Source organism: Petropleomorpha daqingensis (assembly GCF_013408985.1).
GTDB lineage: Bacteria > Actinomycetota > Actinomycetes > Mycobacteriales > Geodermatophilaceae > Petropleomorpha > Petropleomorpha daqingensis.
This window is the reverse complement of sequence record NZ_JACBZT010000001.1, coordinates 3,368,104-3,385,478: the sequence shown is the minus strand read 5'-3', so window position 1 is coordinate 3,385,478 and position 17,375 is coordinate 3,368,104. Positions and strand designations below refer to the sequence as shown.

The window sequence follows — 17,375 nt, the reverse complement described above, 5'->3', positions numbered from 1 at the left end:
CCGCCGAACGTACCGGCTCCTTCCGGCCCTCCGGGGTAGTGACGCACCCCGTCCGGCCGTCGAACCACATCTGTCGCCTGTGCTTCCTGGGCCCCTTGACGGTACGGGCCGGAACCCCGATTCGCGTAGTCCCGGCCCGTCCCGTTTCGCCGATCAGGCGCTCGCGGGCAGCGCGTTCAGCTTCCGGCTCTGGATGACCTCGTCGACGATGCCGTAGGCCTTCGCCTCCTCGGCCGTCAGGATCTTGTCCCGGTCGATGTCGGCCCGGATCTGGTCCTGGGAGCGGCCGGTGTGCCGCGCCAGGATCTCCTCCATCTGCGTGCGCACCCGCTCGATCTCGGCGGCGTGGATCTCCAGGTCGGTGACCTGACCGCCGGCCTCGCCGGAGGGCTGGTGGATGAGCACCCGGGAGTAGGGCAGCGCCAGGCGCTTGCCCGGCGTGCCGGCCGACAGCAGGACGGCGGCGGCCGAGGCGGCCTGGCCCATGCAGACGGTCTGGATGTCGGGCCGGATGAACATCATCGTGTCGTAGATCGCCATGAGCGACGTGAACGAGCCGCCGGGCGAGTTGATGTAGATCGTGATGTCGCGGTCGGGGTCGGTGGACTCCAGCGTCAGCAGCTGGGCCATCACGTCGTTGGCCGAGGCGTCGTCGATCTGCACCCCGAGGAAGATGATCCGCTCCTCGAAGAGCTTGTTGTACGGGTTGGACTCCTTCATGCCGTAGCTCGTGCGCTCCACGAAGGAGGGCAGGATGTAGCGGCTGGAGGGCATCTGGAAGCTCATGTCGGTGTCCTCCGGACTCAGTTGTCGGTGACCGGGTTGGCGCTGTCGGTCATGGCCGCCCTGCTCACGACGTGATCGACGAAGCCGTACTCGAGGGCCTCGGCCGCGGTGAACCAGCGGTCGCGGTCGGAGTCCTTGTTGATCTGCTCGACCGACTGGCCGGTGTGGAAGGCCTGGAGCTCGTTGAGCTCGCGCTTCGTCCGGCGGAACAGGTCGGCCTGGATCGCGATGTCCGAGGCCGTGCCGCCGACGCCGGCGGAGGGCTGGTGCATCATGATCCGCGCGTGCGGCAGGGCGTAGCGCTTGCCCTTGGTGCCGGCGGTGAGCAGGAACTGGCCCATCGAGGCGGCCAGGCCCATGCCGTAGGTGGCGACGTCGCAGTCGATGAACTGCATGGTGTCGTAGATCGCCATGCCTGCGGTCACCGAGCCGCCGGGCGAGTTGATGTAGAGGTGGATGTCGCGCTTCGGGTCCTCCGCCGACAGCAGCAGCATCTGCGCGGCGAGCTGGTTGGCGATCACGTCGTCGACCTGGCTGCCGAGGAAGATGATCCGTTCGCGCAGGAGACGCTCGTAGACCGAGTCGTTGAGATTCATCCCTCCGGCCGCGGCGCGCAGCATGGGCGCGCCCGCCGTGTTCGGGTCGGTGCTCACGGGTGGAATGACCTCCGTTGGACTGGTGCGCGGTCGGACCGGCTATGAGTTCGCCTGGGTCCTGTCGACCCTAACGCGCGCCCGGACGGCGGCAGTCCTCCGAAGGGCGGTGTTCGCCGTGGGCGCAGCGCCCGGCGGAGGATGGCGGTCCGTGGAGACCGCCCGCGCCAGCCGCACCGCCGTCCTCGTCTGCCAGGGACGGGCCGTCGCCGACGGCCGGGCGGCCGTCGGCAGGTTCGCCGACCCCGTGGCGGTACGCCTGCTGGAGGACGACGAGCGGCGCGAGGTCGCCCTGGCCCGGGCCGCGGACGACCCGGCCGACGTGCGGGAACGCCTGATCGTGGAGAGGCTGCGCGCCGTCGCGGAGGGCATGGTCGCGCGCACCGTCGCCATCGACGACGCGATCGCCGACGCCGGGCACCGGCAGGTCGTGATCCTCGGCGCGGGGCTGGACACCCGGCCCTGGCGGCTGGCCGCGCTGCGCGACGCCGTGACCTTCGCCGTCGACCACCCGGCGTCGCAGGCCGAGGCCCGGGAACGCGCCGCCGACCTGACGCCGCTGGGCCGGCTCGAGTTCGTGCCCGTCGACCTGAGCACCGACGACCTCGGCCCGGCGCTCACGCGGGCCGGCCACGACCCGGCCGCGCCGACGACGTGGGTGTGGGAGGGCGTCGTCCCCTACCTGACGGCCGGCGACGTGCGGGCCACGGTCGCCGCGCTCGCGGAGCGCTCGGCGCCGGGCAGCGTCGCCGTCGTCCAGTACCAGACCCGGTCGTGGACGGCGACCGCCGGCCGGCGGCTCTCCGGGCTGGTGATGCGGCTGACCCGGACCCCCGACCCGCTGGCCGCCGAGCCGTGGCGCTCGCTCTGGAGCCCGACGGCCATGGCCCGGCTGCTGGCCGAGCACGGCTTCGCCGTCGTCACGGACGACGACCTGCTGGCGATCGCCGGGCGCCTGGGCTCACCGGCGGCGCACCGCCGCTCCCTGACCAACGGCCGGGTCGCGGTGGCGCGCCACCGGTAGGAGGCGTCAGCGCTCCGCGTCGTCCTGGGACTCCGCCTCGGCCGGCTCGGCGTCGGCGTCGGCGTCGGCGTCCTCGGCCTGCACCGTCTGCGGGCGCAGCGACTCGAGGTCGACCACGTTGCCGGAGGCGTCGGTGATCGTCGTCTTCTCGAGCAGCTGGGCCAGCGCCTTGGTGCGGCGCACGTCGGCGACGAACTCGGCGATGTTGCCCGACTGCTGCAGCTGCCCGGCGTACTGCTCGGGGCTCATCCGGTTGCGCTGCGCCGCGGCGATGATCTGCGCGGAGAGGTCGTCGTTGTCGACGGTGACCTCACGGGCGTCGGCGATCGCGTCGAGGATGAACTGCGTCTTGACCGCCTGGGTCACGTTGGTGCGCAGGTCGGCGTCGTAGGCCTCGCGGTTCTCGACGCCGGCCGCGGAGAAGTAGTCGTCCCAGTTCATGCCGGCCTGGGCGAGCTCCTGCTGCAGGGTCTGGCCGCGCCACTGGACCTCGCGCTCGACGAGGTTCTCGGGGATCGGCACCTCGATGGTCTCGATGAGGTGCTCGACCAGCTTGTCGCGGGCCTCGGCGCCCTGCTGCAGGGTCTTCACCCGCTGCAGCCGCTGGCGGACGTCGTCCTTGAGCTCGTCGAGGGTGTCGAACTCGCTGGCGGTCGAGGCGAACTCGTCGTCGAGCTCGGGCAGCTCCTTGGCCTTGACCGAGCGGACGGTCACCGTGACCTCGGCGTCCTGACCGGCGTTCGGGCCGGACAGCAGCGGGGTGGTGAAGGTCTTCGACTCGTCGGCGGACAGCCCGCGGATGGCGTCGTCCAGGCCGTCCATGAGGTTGCCGGAGCCGACCTCGTAGGACATGCCGGTGGTGGTGCCGTCCTCCAGCACCTCGCCGTCCAGCTTCGCCTCGAGGTCGATGGAGACGTAGTCGCCGTCCTCGGCCGCGCGCTCGACGCCGGTGAGCATGGCGAACCGCTCGCGCATGACGTCGACCTGCTGGTCGATCTCCTCGTCGGTGACCGCGACGTCGTCGACGGTGACCGCCAGGTCGTCGAGGTCGGGCAGCTCGAGCTGCGGGGCGACGTCGACCTCGGCGGTGAAGGCGAGGGTGTCGTTGTCGTCGAGGCGGGTCACCTCGATGTCGGGCTGGCCGAGCACGCGCACCTGGTTCTCGCGGACGACCTCGGAGTAGACCTCGGGGATCGCGTGCTGGACGACCTGCTCCAGGACGACGGGACGGCCGAGCCGCTGGTCGAGGATCCGGTTGGGCACCTTGCCGGGACGGAAGCCGGGGATGCGGACCTGGCGGCCGAGCTCCTTGTAGACCTCACCGAAGGCGTGGTCCAGGTCCCCCCACGGCACCTCGATCGCCATCTTGACCCGCGTGGGGCCGAGTTCCTCGATGGTGCTCTTCACAGCGGCAGTGCTCCTCGATCGCAGTGTGGGGACGGCGTCGTCCGGGACATGGACGCGCGGAATCGGCTCTGAGTCTACGGAGCCGGGACTGATGTCGGGGTGGCGGGATTTGAACCCACGGCCCCCCGCTCCCAAAGCGGGTGCGCTACCAAACTGCGCCACACCCCGTGGCGGCCCGAGTCTAGGCGGCGGCGGCGCGCGACAGCCGTGACGGGCGGGGACGGCGAACCTATCGTGGCCGCGTGGCGCGCCTCGAGGTGGGCGACCGGGTCCTCGACGAGGCCCGGGAGCTGTTCGCCGCCTTCCGCTGGCGGGACTGCGTCGCACTGCTGGCCGAGGCCGACGCGCAGACCCCGCTGGACGGCACCGGGCTCGCGCTGCTCGGCGAGGCCGCGTACCTGATCGGGGCCGACGAGCAGGCCGTGAACGCGATCAGCCGGGCCTACCAGTCGTTCCTCCGGGCAGGCGACTTCGCCGCGGCCGCCCGGGCCGCCGTCTCGAACTGCTTCGCCCTGGAGAACGCCGGCGAGCTGGTGCGCTCCCGCGCCTGGGGCGCCCGGGCCGAGCGGCTCCTCGAGGAGCACGACCTGGGCGGCAGCGCGGCCGGTGCCTGGCTGCTGTCCCGGCGCAGCCACGAACTGCTCGACGAGCAGCGGGTCGAGGAGGCTCTGGCCGTCGCCCGTGAGGGCGAACGGCTCTCGCTGGCGACCGGCGAGCCCGACGCGGCGGCGCTCTCCCGGCTGACGATCGGCTTCGCGCTGCTGTTCCGCGGCGAGCGCGCCGCGTCGATCCGCGTGTTCGACGAGGTCATGCTCTCGGTGTCCTCGGACGAGACCTCACCCGCCGTGGTCGGCATCTGCTACTGCGTCTCGGTGGCCGCGTGCGTGCAGCAGCGGGACGTCGTCCGGGCCCGGTCGTGGACGGCGACGCTGGACCGCTGGGTCGCGGCGCGCCCCGACCTCGTCGCCTACCGCGGCGCGTGCCTCGTGCACCGGGCGCAGCTGTCGAGCCTCGGTGGGGACTGGCCGGCGGCTCTCGCGGACGCGAGCAGTGCGCTGGACCTGCTGGCCGGGACGCCCGCGGCCGGTTCGGCTGCCTACCAGCTCGGCGAGGTGCACCGGCTCATGGGGCACGACCACGAGGCCGAGGACGCCTACCGCCGGGCCAACGCGCTCGGGGTGCAACCGGAGCCCGGCCTGTCCCGGCTGCGGGTCGCCCAAGGCCGGGCGGAGGCGGCGTGCCGGACGCTGCGGCGGCTGTGTGACGAACCGCGGCCCCCCGAGGACCGGGCCGAGCTGCTCGCCGCCCGGGTCGAGGCCGAGCTCGCCCTGGACGACGTCGCGGCCGCGACCGCGACCGCCGGCGAGCTCCGCGCGATCACCGACGGGCTGGCCGCTCCCCTGCTCTCCGCGCTCGCCGTCCAGTCGGAGGGGGCGGTGCTGCTCGCCGCCGGCCGTCCCGGCGACGCCCTGGGCGTCCTGCGCGAGGCCCAGCAGCGGTGGACCGAGCTCGACCTGCCGCACGCCTGCGCACAGGCCCGGGTGCTCGCCGGCCGGTGCCTGCGGGAACTCGGCGACCCCGAGTCGGCCGACCTGGAGTTCGAGGCCGCCCGCGAGTGCTTCGAGCGGCTCGGCGCGGCGCGAGACCTCGCCGCCGTCGACGGCCCGTCCCCCGCACCGTCGAGCGCCCTCACCGCCCGGGAGGTGGAGGTCGTCCGGCTGGTCGCCGCCGGCCACACCAACCGCGCGATCGCGAACGAGCTGAGCCTCAGCGAGAAGACGGTGGCGAGGCACCTGGCCAACATCTACGCCAAGCTCGACATCCCCTCACGGGCCGCGGCGACCGCCTACGCCTACGACCACGGGCTGATGTGAACGAATTCCTTTGAGCACCTCGGCCCCGTCCCGAGGCTCGCCCCGAGCTTGCGAGGGGTGAGGAGGACGGGGTCCTTACATGCACAGTTCTACCCATGCCCTGACCTGCACAGATGCACGGTTCGGCCGACGCGGCAGGCACGGTTCCCGCTCCAGGCTCTCCGGCATGACCACCACCCAGCACTCCCCCGTCCAGCCGGCCGAGCTCTCCCCCGAGCGGCTCGGCACCGTGATCGTCGGCGCCGGTCAGACCGGGCTCGCCACCGCGTACTTCCTCGGCAAGGCCGGGGTCCCGTGCGTCGTCCTCGACGAGCACGCCCGCATCGGCGACCAGTGGCGGCAGCGCTACGACTCGCTGCTGCTCAACTCGCCCGCCCAGTACGACGGGCTGCCCGGCCTGCCCTCCCCCGCGCCCAAGTGGAGCTACCCGACCGGCGCCGACATGGGCGACCACCTCGAGCGGTACGCGCAGGTCATGGACATCGACGTCCGCAGCGGCGTCGCCGTCCGCTCCGTCGACCAGCAGGCCGACGGCACCTGGCTGCTGACCACCTCCGAGGGCGAGCTCACCGCGGAGAACGTCGTCGTCGCCGGCGGCGCGGAGCAGCTCCCCAACGTGCCCGAGGTCGCGGCGGACCTCGACCCGGGCATCCGCCAGCTGCACATGTCGGGCTACCGCAACCCCGGCCAGCTGCTGCCCGGACCGGTGCTGGTGGTCGGGGCCGGCCAGTCCGGCGCCGACCTCGCCCTGGAGATCCGGCGGGCCGGCCACGAGGTCTGGCTGTCGGGCCGGCCGCTGCCGGAGGTGCCGGTGCCGTTCGGCTCCCGCCGCATGCGTCTCGCGCTGCCGGTGCTGTTCTTCCTGGCCAGGCACGTGATGACGGTGCGCACCCCGCTGGGCCGGAAGATGCAGCCGGAGGTCCGCAAGGGCGGCGCGCCACTGCTGCGGGTCCGCCGGGCCGACCTCGCCGAGGCCGGCGTCCACCTCAGCGAGGCCCGCACGACCGGTGCGGACGACGGCCGCCCGGTGCTCGACGACGGCACGGTCCTCGACGTGACCAACGTCGTCTGGTGCACCGGCTTCCGGCAGGAGTTCGGCCTGGTCTCCCCCGACCCCACCGGGGACGACGGCTACCCGCGCGGCGACGGCGGGATCGTCGACGACCTGCCCGGCCTCTACTACGTCGGGCTGCTGTTCCAGACGGCGTTCGCGTCGATGCTCATCGGCGGGGCGGGCACGGACGCGAAGCGGATCGCCGCGCACATCGCGGCCCGCGCCCGCCGCCGGTGAGTTATGCGCTGACCTGGGGCCGGCGGCCCGCCCACGGGGCCGCCTGCTCCAGGGCGGCCGCGACCCGCACGAGCACGTCCTCCCGGCCGTACGCGGCGACCAGCTGCACGCCGACCGGCAGGCCGTCGTCGGTCCAGTGCAGCGGCAGGCTGATCGCCGGCTGGCCCGTGACGTTGAACTGCGCGGTGTACGGGATGAAGCTGTTGATCCGCCGCCCCTCGCCCTCGGGGCCGTCCGCGGTGAACCAGCCCAGCTCGGGTGGGGGCGCGCCGACGGTGGGCGTGACCAGCAGGTCGACGCCGCGGCCGCCGAGCTCCGGCGGCGCCCAGAACGCGGCCATCCGGCGCACCCACTGCCCCAGCCAGCCGCGCGCGCCGAGGTAGTCGGTGGCCAGCATGTCCTTGCCGACCGACCGGTAGACCTGGTTGCGCGGCTCGAGCTCGTCGTCGGCGATCGGCCGGCCGAGCACGAACTTCTCGAAGGTGCCGATCGTCAGCGCGGTGTCGCCGGCGATCGTGGCGACGAAGAACGGCGAGAACTGCTCGTCGAACATGCCGTCCGGCGTGCCGGGCTCGACGGCGCAGCCGAGCTCCTCGAGCAGCCGGCCGGCGGCCTGGACGGCGGCCCGGCAGTGCGGGGAGTTCTCGTAGGTGTCCGGCGGCTCGGTGTCGAGGAGCGCGACCTTGAGGCGGCCGAGCGGGGCCCCGAGCTCCTCGGTGAGCGGGCGCGGCAGCGGCGGGGCCCAGTAGGGGTCGCCGGGCATCGGCCGGCCGATCCAGTCCAGCGCCGCGGCGGAGTCGCGGACCGACCTGGTGACGACGCCGTCGATGGTCGCGCCGGCCCAGCCCTCGCCGATGTCGGGGCCCTGGCTGACGCGGGCGCGGGTCGGCTTCAGGCCCACGAGCCCGCACTCCGAGGCCGGGATGCGGATCGAGCCGCCGCCGTCGTTGGCGTGCGCGATCGGCACCAGCCCGGCGGCGACCGCGGCGGCCGAGCCGCCGCTGGACCCGCCGGTGGAGTGCGCCGGGTTCCAGGGGTTGCGGGCCGGCGGGTTGCAGGCCGGCTCGGTGGTCACGGTGGTGCCGAACTCCGGGACGTTGGTGCGCCCGAGGAAGACGAACCCGGCCTCGCGGAAGCGCGCGCCCAGGAAGCTGTCGGTCGGCCAGCGGACGCCGGCCAGGAAGGAGGTGCCGTATCGGGTCTCGTCACCGGCGACGTGGCAGCCGATGTCCTTGAGCAGCATCGGCACGCCGCGGAACGGGCCGTCGGGCAGCTCGCCCGCGGCGTCCTGCCGCGCCGCGTCGAACCGGTCGCGGAGCACCGCGTCGAGCTGCGGGTTCACCTTCTCGATGCGGGCGATCGCCTCGTCGACCAGCTCGGCCGGGCTCACCTCCCCGCGCCGCACGAGGTCCGCCTGCTCCGTCGCGTCCAGCCACGTGGTCTCCGTCACGATCCCGGAACGTAGCCGGTCAGGGCATGCGGCTTCCGAGCCACCTCAGCACGGGGCCGATCACGGGCTTGTGCTGCCAGCCGTGCTGGATCACCTGGCGGCGGATCGCCCGCCCGACGTCGCGGACCCGGGCCCCCGGTGACGGGCGCAGCGCGTCCTCGCGACCGCGGGCCTGCTGGTGCAGGTAGTGCGCGCAGGACAGGCAGACGGCGACCTCGGGATGGCTGCCGAGCCGGACGACGCCCGACTCGGGGCGGCTGCGTCCGCAGCACCAGCACGCGACCTCTGCCGTCACACCCCGATTGTCACCCGAGACCGCAGGAGATGATCACCCGGTGATCGAAGGGCTCGCCATCGCCGCCTGCGTTCTGCTGCTGCTCGCCGCCGCCTTCCAGCTCGCGCTGGGCGCGGGGGCGCCGTGGGCGGCCGCCGCGTACGGCGGTCGTGCGGCGCAGCCCGACGGCCGGCTGCCGAGCAGGCACCGGGCCGCGAGCCTGGCCACCGCGGTGGTGCTGGTCGCGATCGGCTGGCTGCTCCTGCTGCGCGGCGGGGTGGTCGGCACCGCGTCGGAGAACTCGGCGCTGACCGTCGCGTGCTGGGCGTTCGCGGCGCTGTTCGCGGTGAACACGCTCGGGAACCTCGCGGGCCGGCACCCGCTCGAGCGCTGGGGCATGGGCGCGCTGACCGCGTGCCTCACCGTGCTGTGCGTCCTGCTCGCCCTCGGCTGACGCACGCCGAACGCACCGCCGTCCGGACAGGACGACGGTGCGTTCCTCCAGCCGACCGGGAGCGGGTCAACCGACCGGCTGGGCAGTGCGTGCGACCTCGAGGATCGCGTCGGCCGCCCGGGTCGCTCCGGGGTAGCCGGCGTAGGCCTGCTGGAGCTCGCGAGCCTTCGCTCGGTAGGAGGGCTGCGAGAGCACCGCGGATACGCTCGTCCGCACCTGCTCCGCCGACGGGGTGTCGGTGCGCAGCGCGATCCCGACACCGGCCCAGGTCACGCGGGCCGAGACCTCCATCTTGTCCTCGGTCGTCCCCGCCACGACCAGCGGGACGCCGTTGGCCAGGGCCAGCTGCACGCCGCCGTAGCCGCCGTTGGTGACGAGGACGTCGACCATGGGCAGCAGCTCGCCGAACGGGATGAAGGGCGCCATCCGCACGTTGTCGGGCCGCTGGTCGGGCGGCAGGACGACGTCCGGGTCGTAGCCGACGGTGGTGACGACGACGAGCGGCTCCTCGCCGCCCAGGCCCGAGATCGACGGCAGGATCAGGTTCGCCGGGTCGGTGGCGATCGTGCCCTGCGTGACCAGGACGATCGGCCGGCCGGTGGCGTGCGCCTGCAGGACGTCGTCCCACCACTCGGGCGGCGTCCAGCTCGCGGCCGGGCCGGGCAGGAACGCACCGACGAACTCCACGGTCCCGGGCAGGTCCGACCGCGGGTACTCGAACTGCGGGACGCTCGGGACCAGGTACTTCGCGGCGATCTCCGAGCCCCAGTCCATGAAGTACGACGTCCGCCGGGGCAGGCCCAGCCGCTCGAGCACCTGCTCGGCGGCCCGCTGCGGCGCGGCGAACACGACGTTGCGCAGCGCCCAGTTCAGCGTGCGGTTGCGCAACCGCGAGCCGGGCTGCAGGCCGGTGCCGAACGGCGGGGCGTCGACGCTGGAGATGCCCAGCGGCGAGACGGAGAAGACGACGCTCGGGATGCCGCGGCGGTACCCGGCGACCGGGCCGGCCATGAACCCCTGCTCGGCGACGACGACGTCGGGCCGGAAGTCGTCGAGGACCCGGTCGATCTCCTCGACCCACGCGGGGATCGGGTTGACGAAGACCTCCATGATCGCCCACTTGAGGGTGGCCAGCCCGGGCTTGCGGCCGGCCTTGTTCGCGCGGTCGTCGATCTTCGTGTCGTCGAAGTCGAGCGCCGGGTCCATCCGGTAGATCCGCGCCCCCGTGCGGGCGATCTCGGCCTCGTAGTTGGCGCCGCTGTACCAGGCGACCTCGTGCCCCTCGGCGATCAGCTGCTTGGCGAGCGGCAGCCCCGGACGCAGGTGGCCGGCCATCGGCATGGTGGTGAACAGGATGCGGGACATGTCGTGCTCCTCGGGTCGGTGCGGTTCGGTTGCCGAGGACCGTGTCGGGACTCCCTTGACGGGCGCTCGACGCGCCGCGACCCTGACTCGATCCCCGCTGAACGCGCAGGTCAGGAGGCGCTGGTGCTCTTCGGCGTGCTCGGTGTGGTCGAGGCGCGCCCGTTCCCGTCCAGCCCGCCGATCGACCTGGGCAGCCCGTTGCAGCGGGTGCTGCTCGGGCTGCTGCTCACCGAGGCCGACCGCTCGGTGTCCTTCGACCGGATCGTCGAGGAGCTCTGGGGCGACGCGCCCCCGGCCGATCCGGAGGCGTCGCTGCACACCTACGTCTCCCGGCTGCGCCGCGCGCTCGAGCCCTCGCGCGCGGCCGGGGAGGCGCCGCGCTTGCTGCTGCGCACGCCGGCCGGCTACCGGCTGGCCGTCTCCCCCGCCGAGACCGACGCCGGCCGGTTCGCAGAAGTCGCGACTTCTGCCCGGGACGCCCTGGCCGCCGGCGACCCCGCGGCCGCACTGGCCGCCGCGGACGCGGCACTCGCGCTGTGGCGGGGCACCGTGCTGGAGGACGCCGGCGACCGGGAGTTCGCCGTCCGCGCGCGGGACCGGCTGGAGGAGCAGCGGCTGGCCTGCCGCGAGGACCGGCTGGCCGCGCTGACCGTCCTGGGCCGGCCCGCGGAGGCGGTCGCCGACGCCGAGGCGCTGGTTGCCGAGCACCCGCTGCGCGAGCGACCGTGGGTGCTGCTCATCGACGCGCTGGTCGCCGCCGGGCGGACCGCCGACGCGCTGGCCCGCTACACCGACGTCCACCGGCTGCTCGACGACGAACTCGGAGTCACGCCGGGGCCGGCGCTGCGGGCGGCGCAGGCCCGGGCGCTGGGCGCCGGGGACGTGCCGGCGCCCGTGACGCCCGCTCCCCCGTCCTTGATCGGGCGCGAGCGCGAGTTCGGACAGCTCCGGGCCTTGGTGGCGGGGCTCGGGCGGTCCGGCCCGCGGTTCGTGCTGATCGACGGCGAGGCGGGCATCGGCAAGAGCCGGCTCGCGGCCGAGCTCACGTCGGCGGCTGCGGACGACGGCGCGCGCGTGGCGTGGGGCCGCTGCCACGAGGACGACGACTCCCCCGCGTTGTGGCCGTGGCAGCAGATCGTCTCCGCGCTCGGCGCCCAGCTCCCCCCGGCCGCGCCGGATGAGGGAGCGTTCGCGGCGTTCGAGCGGGTGCTGACCGCGCTGGTCAGCGCGTCGGCGGACGTCCCGGTGGTCGTCGTCCTGGACGACCTGCACTGGGCCGACCCGGCATCGCTGCGGCTGCTCGCCTTCCTCGCCGTCGAGCTGCAGCACGGGCCGATCGCCGTGCTGTGCACCTGCCGCACCGGCGTCCGCGACGCCGGGCTGGCGCAGGTGCGGGCGACGCTGGCCCGCACGGCCGGCTTCGTGTCGCTGCCGCTCGGGCCGCTGGCGGCAGAAGACACCGCACGGCTGGTGCGCCGGGTGGCCGACGGCCTCGACGAGCGCGCTGCGGCGGATCTGCACGAGCGCTCGGGCGGCAACCCGTTCTTCGCCACGGAGCTGGCGCGGGTGGCCGGGGACGCCGTCCCGCCGGGGGTGCGCGACGTCGTCGACCGGCGGCTGGCCCGGCTGCCGGACGACGCCCGGTCGGTGCTGCGGCTGGCCGCGGCGGCCGGGGAGCGCTTCGACGTCGGCCTGCTGCAGCGGGCCTCCGGGACGGACGACGATGCCCTGCTCGACGCGCTGGACGCCGCGACCGAGGCCGACCTCGTGCGCGCGGCCGGACCGGGCCGGCTGGCCTTCGCGCACGCGCTGGTGCGCGACTCGCTGCTGGCCGAGGTGCCAGAGCTGCGCCGGGCGCGGCTGCACGCCCGGCTGGCCGACGCCCTACCGGACTCCGCCGACCCGTTCGAGCGGGCGCACCACCTGGTCGCCGGGCGGCCGTTCACCTCCGCGGAGCAGACGGTGGCCGCGTGCGCCGCGGCGGCGACGCGGGCCGCGCTGGACCACGCGCACGAGACGGCCGCGCGCTGGTGGTCGCGGGCGCTGGACACCGACCCCTCGCCGGAGCTGCGGCAGGACCTGCTGCTGCGCGCCGGGACGTCGATGGCCCGGGCGGGCTCGTGGGCGGCGGCGCAGCGGCTGCTCAGCGACGCGATCGACTCGGCCCTGACCCGCGGGGACACCACGTCGGCCGGTATCGCCGCCGACCAGCTGTCGACCATCGGCGGCGTCTGGTTCCCGGTGGAGTACGAGACGTACCCGGAGCGGCTGGTCGAGCGGCTGGAGGCGGTCGCCGCCTCGGACGACGACACCGCGCGGGTGCAGGCGCTGGCCGCGCTGGCGATGTACTGCCACTACGGGCCGGACCGGCACCGCGGTCTGCGCGAGGCGGCGCGGGGGCTGGCCGTCGCGCGGCGCACGGGCCGGACCGACCTGCTGGTCACCGCGCTGCTCGGGCAGCTGGCCGCCGCCTGGCTGCCGGGTCACGAGCAGGAGCTGATCGACGCCGCGACCGAGCTGCTGGAGCTGATCGACGAGCGCGAGCGGCCGGAGATGGTGGCGGTCGCGCTGGCCCGGCGCGGCGTCACCAAGCTGGCGCTCGGGGACGTCGACGGGAACGACGCCGACCTCGCCCGGGCCTGGGAGGTCACCGAGCAGCACGCCCTGCCGCTGGTGTCCTCGCAGCTGATCAGCCTGCAGGCCGCGCGGGCGATGCTCGACGGCTCCTACGAGGTGGCGATGGAGCTCATCGACCGGGCGTGGGCGGTCACCCAGCGGACGCAGCTCTACACGCAGGCCCGGACCGACCTGGTCATGCGCGCCTTCGTGTGGATCGACCAGGGCTGCCTGCCGGAGAGGCTGGCCGAGCTGGCCACCGACGCGATGACGACCGAGGCGACCAGCGGCACGCTGCTGATCACCGCGCTGGCGCTGCTGCAGGCGGGCCAGCCGGCGGCGGCCGCGGCGGCGGTCGCCGCGGAGGACGGCCTCGAGCCGTACCCGCTGCAGTGGGACTCGCTGTCGATCACCTGCTGGCAGGCGCTGATCGCCGCCGAGCTGAACGCCGAGCAAACGGTGTGCGCGGCGATCGCGGAGCGGCTGCTGCCGTTCGCCGACCAGATCGCCATCCACGGCGGGATCGGCGCCCTCGGGCCGGTCGGCGTCTTCCTGGGGATGGTCGAGGCGGGGGCCGGGCAGCTCGACCCGGCGGAGCGGCACCTGAGGCAGGCGATCGACACCACCGAGCGGCTGGGCCTGCGGCCGGCGCTGGTGCGGGGGCGGCTGGCGCTGGCCGGCGTCCTGGCCGCCCGGGGCGAACGGTCGGCCGCTGCCGGGGAGGCGGCCGCCGCACGGGAGGTCGCCGAGGAGATCGGCATGCGGCTGCTCGCCCGCCGGGCCGCCCGCCTCGCCCACGAGTAGCCGTCGTGCGTGGTTTCGCGCGCTTAACCGCGCGCGGTTAAGCGCGCGAAACCGTGTCCGGGGGGCTCAGCGGAAGGCGGTCACGCCCTGCGTCGTCGCTACGAGCAGCAGGCCGGCGCCGAAGCTCGGGGAGACGAAGACCGGCAGGTCGGTGCCGACGTCGACGCTCTCGATGCGTTTTCCTGTCGCGGCGTCGAACGCGTTCAGCGTGTTCTCCTCGACGTCCACCGCCCAGACGGTGCCGCCGACGACCACCGGCGCGCTGTCCGCCCCGTCCAGCCGCGGGCCGAGCGAGGGACCGTCGAGCTCGACCACCTGCAGCCCGCCGCCGCGGCAGGGCACGAAGACGCGGTTGCTCGCGCGGTCGTAGGCCGGGCCGCCGTCCGGATCGCTGTCGCAGACCCCGGGCACGTCGGCCACCCGGTGCAGGTCGCCGCCGTCCAGGAGGAACGCGGTGTTCGTCTTGCCCACCGCGAACACCCGGCCGCCGGGCAGCAGCACCGGGTTGCCGGTGGAGAGGTCCTCGTCCCCGCCGGCCTCGGGGTCCTTGTAGTCGGCCAGCGGCTGCAGGTCGGGGCCGAGCTTGACGACGCTCTCGGCGTACCGCAGCGGATCCGGCTCCTCCGAGGGGAACGGGTTGGCGTTGCCGGTGGAGACGAAGACGTTCCCCGCGTCGTCGAGCGCAGGCGCCCCGCCGGACTGCCAGATCGCCCCGCCCTCGCCGTCCGGCGCCACCTGGAAGGAGACCTGCTGCGTCGGGTCGCCGGTGTCCGCGCCGACCACCCAGCCGTGGTAGTGCCCGCAGTCGCCGAGATGCCCGCCATAGGGGACGTAGACCCGCCCGTTGCCGAGCGCCAGCGACGCCCGCTGCAGCAGGTGCAGCGGCGTCTGGCCCGGCGGCAGCGGCGGGTCGACGTCCGCCGACACCCGGATGCTGCCGGTGCCCAGGTCCAGGCCGAACAGCCGGTGGTGCACGGCGTCGCCCTCGCTGACCTCGCCCACGACCCAGAGCGTGTTGGAGGCGGTGTCGATCACGCCGGTGCTGGTGACGCCGAGCGGGTCGATGTTGCCGCAGCCCACCGTGTCGGTGACGTCGGTCAGCGGGGTGCCGAGGGACGTCGACCAGACGACGTGCCCGTCGGCGGGGTCGAGCGCCACGACCCGGTCGGTCTCGGTGGCGGCGAAGATCGTGCCGCCGGCGACGAGCGGCTGGCCCCGGACGGCGCCGCCCAGGTCGGCGGCCCACGCGACCTGCACCCCGGTCGGGGACGGTCCGGCGACTGCCCCGGTCCGGGCCGGGTCGGCGTGGTAGCCCAGCCAGTCCCCGGCGCCGGCCGCGGGGGCCGGGGAGGTGACGGACGAGGACAAGGCCGGCGACGGGTCAGCGGCGGGCGGCCCCGACGTGCACGCGGCGAGCACGAGCACGAGCGCGAGCACTGCACCACCGGCCGCACACCCGGACCTCACGCCGACACCCTGCACCCCGGGGGTCCTGCGTGGTTTCGCGCGCTTAACCGCGCGCGGTTAAGCGCGCGAAACCACGCAGGACCGGCGCGCGATCAGGAGAGGACTCCGGCGCTGAGCGCGACCGCCAGCAGTGCGGCGGCGACGACGTCGACGGCCGCGCAGAACGGCGGCCACCACCGGGTCCCGGTGACGAAGCCGGTGCGGTGCTGGACGGCGTCCTTGACGCCGTGCCCCGCCAGCCCGGCCACGATCAGCCACGGCGAGACGGGAATCGCGACCGCGGCCACCACGACGAAGCCCGCCGCGACCGCCGTCTCCACGACCAGCACATGCGGGCGCCCGTCGGCCACGGCGAACCCGATGTAGACCGCCGCGATCAGGACCAGCCCGAGCGCGTAGACGGTCGTGGCGCCCAGCCAGGGGAAGGCCAGCGGGGAGAACGCCTGGACGACGCCGACGCCGGCGCCCCAGAGCAGAGCCGTGCGCATGGCTACGCCACCGTCGCGGGGCGCCGGGTCAGCGCCAGGGACACCGCCAGCACGGTCGTCATCGGCGCCCAGAGGACCAGCCCGTCGGCGGTCAGCTCGCCGAGCGCGGCCAGCGGGGCCAGGACGGCGACCGGCGCGGCCCAGGTCACCAGGTGCACCGGCGCCGGGGACCACCCGCGCATCCGCAGCCAGGTCGCGCTGAGCACGCCCGCGGCGGCGACCGCGGCGATCGCGACCGGCCAGCCGGCGGCGCCGCTGAGCGTCCACCCGACCGGCAGCGCGACCAGCGCGATCACCGGCACGAGCAGGGCGCGTACCCAGCCGGTCAGGACGGCGGTCACCGGAGCGCTCCGACCGGCATCTGCGCCGCGTCGGCGGCCAGGCGGCGGTCGAGGGTCTCGGCGTCCCGGCCGACGAAGCCGAGCAGCGCCGAGCCCCGGCTGGTCTGCCAGGGCAGGCCGAGGAAGTACAGCCCGGGAACGTCGGTGACACCGGCCTGGTGGCGGACGGCGCCGTCCTCGATCACGCCAGGGATGTGCAGCCACGAGTAGTCGCTGCGGTAGCCGGTCGCCCACACGACGGCGTCCACCTCGGTGGACGCGCCGTCGGCGAACCGTGCCGTCCGGCCGGTGAAGCCGGTCAGCCGCGGACGGAAGCCGATGCCGCGGCGGCGCAGCCGGCTGCTGCGGGTGCCGATGACCAGGTCACCGCGCTCGCGCAGCCGGCGGGCGATCCGGCTGTCGGCGCTCACGGTGAAGAACCCGGAGCGGGTCAGCCAGAAGAACAGGTCGCGGCCGAGGACCCGCTGCGGCAGCTCCTTCGGCCGGGAGCCGACGGCCACGGTCACCGTGCACCGGGCGGCCAGCTCGTCGGCGATCTGCAGACCGGAGTTGGCCGCGCCGACGACGAGCACGTGCGAACCGGCGGGGAGCTGGTCCGGGTTGAGGTACTTCGCGCTGTGCAGCTGCGGCACGTCCGGGTCCAATTGTCCGCAGATGGCGGGGATGGACGGCGTCTGGAACGGCCCGGTGGCGACGACGACCTGCCGTGCCCGCAGCAGCTCACCAGGCGTGGTGACGGCGAACGTGCCGTCGTCCTCGCGGTGCACCCGCGTCGCCGGCGAGTCCAGCCGGACCGGCAGCGCGAAGTGCCGGGCGTAGGCGACGAGGTAATCGGCGACGTCGTCCTTGGTGGGGTGGCTGTCCGCGGGCGCCGGGAAGGGCAGGCCGGGCAGCGAGTCGTACTGCGCGGGGCTGAACAGGCGCAGCGAGTCCCAGCGGTTGCGCCAGGCCGAGCCGATCTCGGAGCCGGCGTCGAGGATCACGAAGTCCGCGCCGCGGGCGGCGAGCTGCGCGCCGAGGGCGAGGCCGGCCTGGCCGGCGCCGATCACGATCACGTCGAAGGTCATGCCGGAGACGCTAG

General features: G+C 74.5%; 15 protein-coding genes and 1 tRNA gene. 5 read left to right on the top strand and 11 right to left on the bottom strand.

What is annotated here, in order from left to right:
• Positions 1–153: 153 nt before the first annotated feature.
• Together GGQ55_RS16850 and GGQ55_RS16845 are read right to left on the bottom strand one after the other, a co-directional pair.
• Complete coding sequence (locus GGQ55_RS16850; RefSeq protein ID WP_179718641.1) at positions 154–786, bottom strand: ATP-dependent Clp protease proteolytic subunit; 633 nt, start codon at positions 784–786, stop codon at positions 154–156.
• A 17-nt stretch (positions 787–803) separates the two neighbouring features.
• Entirely contained in the window at positions 804–1,439 is a 636-nt protein-coding gene (locus GGQ55_RS16845) for an ATP-dependent Clp protease proteolytic subunit (protein ID WP_436277833.1), read from the bottom strand.
• Positions 1,440–1,590: 151 nt separating this feature from the next.
• Here GGQ55_RS16845 and GGQ55_RS16840 point away from each other — a divergent pair, with 151 nt between their 5' ends.
• Positions 1,591–2,463: a class I SAM-dependent methyltransferase gene (locus GGQ55_RS16840; RefSeq protein ID WP_218859313.1), complete on the top strand. Its 873-nt coding sequence runs from the start codon at positions 1,591–1,593 to the stop codon at positions 2,461–2,463.
• Positions 2,464–2,469: 6 nt separating this feature from the next.
• Here the strand turns inward: GGQ55_RS16840 and tig are convergent, their stop codons facing one another.
• Positions 2,470–3,870 carry a trigger factor gene (tig, locus tag GGQ55_RS16835; RefSeq protein ID WP_179718637.1) on the bottom strand — a complete coding sequence of 467 codons (1,401 nt, stop codon included), beginning with the start codon at positions 3,868–3,870 and terminating at the stop codon, positions 2,470–2,472.
• A gap of 94 nt (positions 3,871–3,964) precedes the next feature.
• Positions 3,965–4,038, bottom strand: a tRNA-Pro gene (locus GGQ55_RS16830).
• Positions 4,039–4,112: 74 nt separating this feature from the next.
• On the opposite strand from GGQ55_RS16830, the gene GGQ55_RS28495 reads away from it, so the two are divergent.
• Together GGQ55_RS28495 and GGQ55_RS16820 are read left to right on the top strand one after the other, a co-directional pair.
• A complete protein-coding gene (locus tag GGQ55_RS28495) occupies positions 4,113–5,744 on the top strand; it encodes a LuxR C-terminal-related transcriptional regulator (RefSeq protein WP_179718622.1) in 1,632 nt (543 codons plus the stop codon).
• 166 nt (positions 5,745–5,910) lie between these two features.
• Positions 5,911–7,035, top strand: a complete 1,125-nt coding sequence (locus tag GGQ55_RS16820) for a flavin-containing monooxygenase (protein WP_179718620.1) — start codon at positions 5,911–5,913, stop codon at positions 7,033–7,035.
• 1 nt (position 7,036) lies between these two features.
• Here the strand turns inward: GGQ55_RS16820 and GGQ55_RS16815 are convergent, their stop codons facing one another.
• Both GGQ55_RS16815 and GGQ55_RS16810 read right to left on the bottom strand, forming a co-directional pair.
• Positions 7,037–8,485 carry an amidase gene (locus GGQ55_RS16815; protein WP_218859312.1) on the bottom strand — a complete coding sequence of 483 codons (1,449 nt, stop codon included), beginning with the start codon at positions 8,483–8,485 and terminating at the stop codon, positions 7,037–7,039.
• Positions 8,486–8,504: 19 nt separating this feature from the next.
• A complete protein-coding gene (locus GGQ55_RS16810) occupies positions 8,505–8,780 on the bottom strand; it encodes a hypothetical protein (protein WP_179718618.1) in 276 nt (91 codons plus the stop codon).
• 40 nt (positions 8,781–8,820) lie between these two features.
• Between GGQ55_RS16810 and GGQ55_RS16805 the strand changes: the two genes are divergently transcribed.
• Complete coding sequence (locus GGQ55_RS16805; protein WP_179718616.1) at positions 8,821–9,213, top strand: hypothetical protein; 393 nt, start codon at positions 8,821–8,823, stop codon at positions 9,211–9,213.
• A gap of 66 nt (positions 9,214–9,279) precedes the next feature.
• On the opposite strand, the gene GGQ55_RS16800 is transcribed toward GGQ55_RS16805, so the two are convergent.
• Complete coding sequence (locus GGQ55_RS16800) at positions 9,280–10,578, bottom strand: glycosyltransferase (protein WP_179718614.1); 1,299 nt, start codon at positions 10,576–10,578, stop codon at positions 9,280–9,282.
• Positions 10,579–10,701: 123 nt separating this feature from the next.
• Between GGQ55_RS16800 and GGQ55_RS16795 the strand changes: the two genes are divergently transcribed.
• On the top strand, positions 10,702–13,998 hold the full coding sequence (locus GGQ55_RS16795) for an ATP-binding protein (RefSeq protein ID WP_179718612.1): 3,297 nt from the start codon (positions 10,702–10,704) through the stop codon (positions 13,996–13,998).
• Positions 13,999–14,064: 66 nt separating this feature from the next.
• On the opposite strand, the gene GGQ55_RS16790 is transcribed toward GGQ55_RS16795, so the two are convergent.
• From GGQ55_RS16790 to GGQ55_RS16775, 4 genes are all read right to left on the bottom strand, one after another.
• The gene (locus tag GGQ55_RS16790) at positions 14,065–15,435 is read right to left on the bottom strand and encodes an outer membrane protein assembly factor BamB family protein (protein WP_179718611.1); all 1,371 of its coding nucleotides are present in this window, start codon (positions 15,433–15,435) and stop codon (positions 14,065–14,067) included.
• Between the two features lie 122 nt (positions 15,436–15,557).
• Positions 15,558–15,953, bottom strand: coding sequence for a hypothetical protein (locus GGQ55_RS16785; protein WP_179718609.1), 396 nt, complete (start codon positions 15,951–15,953; stop codon positions 15,558–15,560).
• Between the two features lie 2 nt (positions 15,954–15,955).
• Positions 15,956–16,294 carry a hypothetical protein gene (locus tag GGQ55_RS16780; RefSeq protein WP_179718606.1) on the bottom strand — a complete coding sequence of 113 codons (339 nt, stop codon included), beginning with the start codon at positions 16,292–16,294 and terminating at the stop codon, positions 15,956–15,958.
• Complete coding sequence (locus GGQ55_RS16775) at positions 16,291–17,361, bottom strand: flavin-containing monooxygenase (protein ID WP_179718604.1); 1,071 nt, start codon at positions 17,359–17,361, stop codon at positions 16,291–16,293. Before GGQ55_RS16775 ends, GGQ55_RS16780 begins: the two co-directional genes overlap by 4 nt.
• Positions 17,362–17,375: the final 14 nt, after the last annotated feature.

Bases quoted from the DNA above. Each gene is read 5' to 3' on its own strand.
- GGQ55_RS16850 (WP_179718641.1), bottom strand. From the start codon at position 786: ATGAGCTTCCAGATGCCCTCCAGCCGCTACATCCTGCCCTCCTTCGTG.
- GGQ55_RS16820 (WP_179718620.1), top strand. From the start codon at position 5,911: ATGACCACCACCCAGCACTCCCCCGTCCAGCCGGCCGAGCTCTCCCCC.
- GGQ55_RS16800 (WP_179718614.1), bottom strand. From the start codon at position 10,578: ATGTCCCGCATCCTGTTCACCACCATGCCGATGGCCGGCCACCTGCGT.
- GGQ55_RS16785 (WP_179718609.1), bottom strand. From the start codon at position 15,953: ATGCGCACGGCTCTGCTCTGGGGCGCCGGCGTCGGCGTCGTCCAGGCG.
- GGQ55_RS16775 (WP_179718604.1), bottom strand. From the start codon at position 17,361: ATGACCTTCGACGTGATCGTGATCGGCGCCGGCCAGGCCGGCCTCGCC.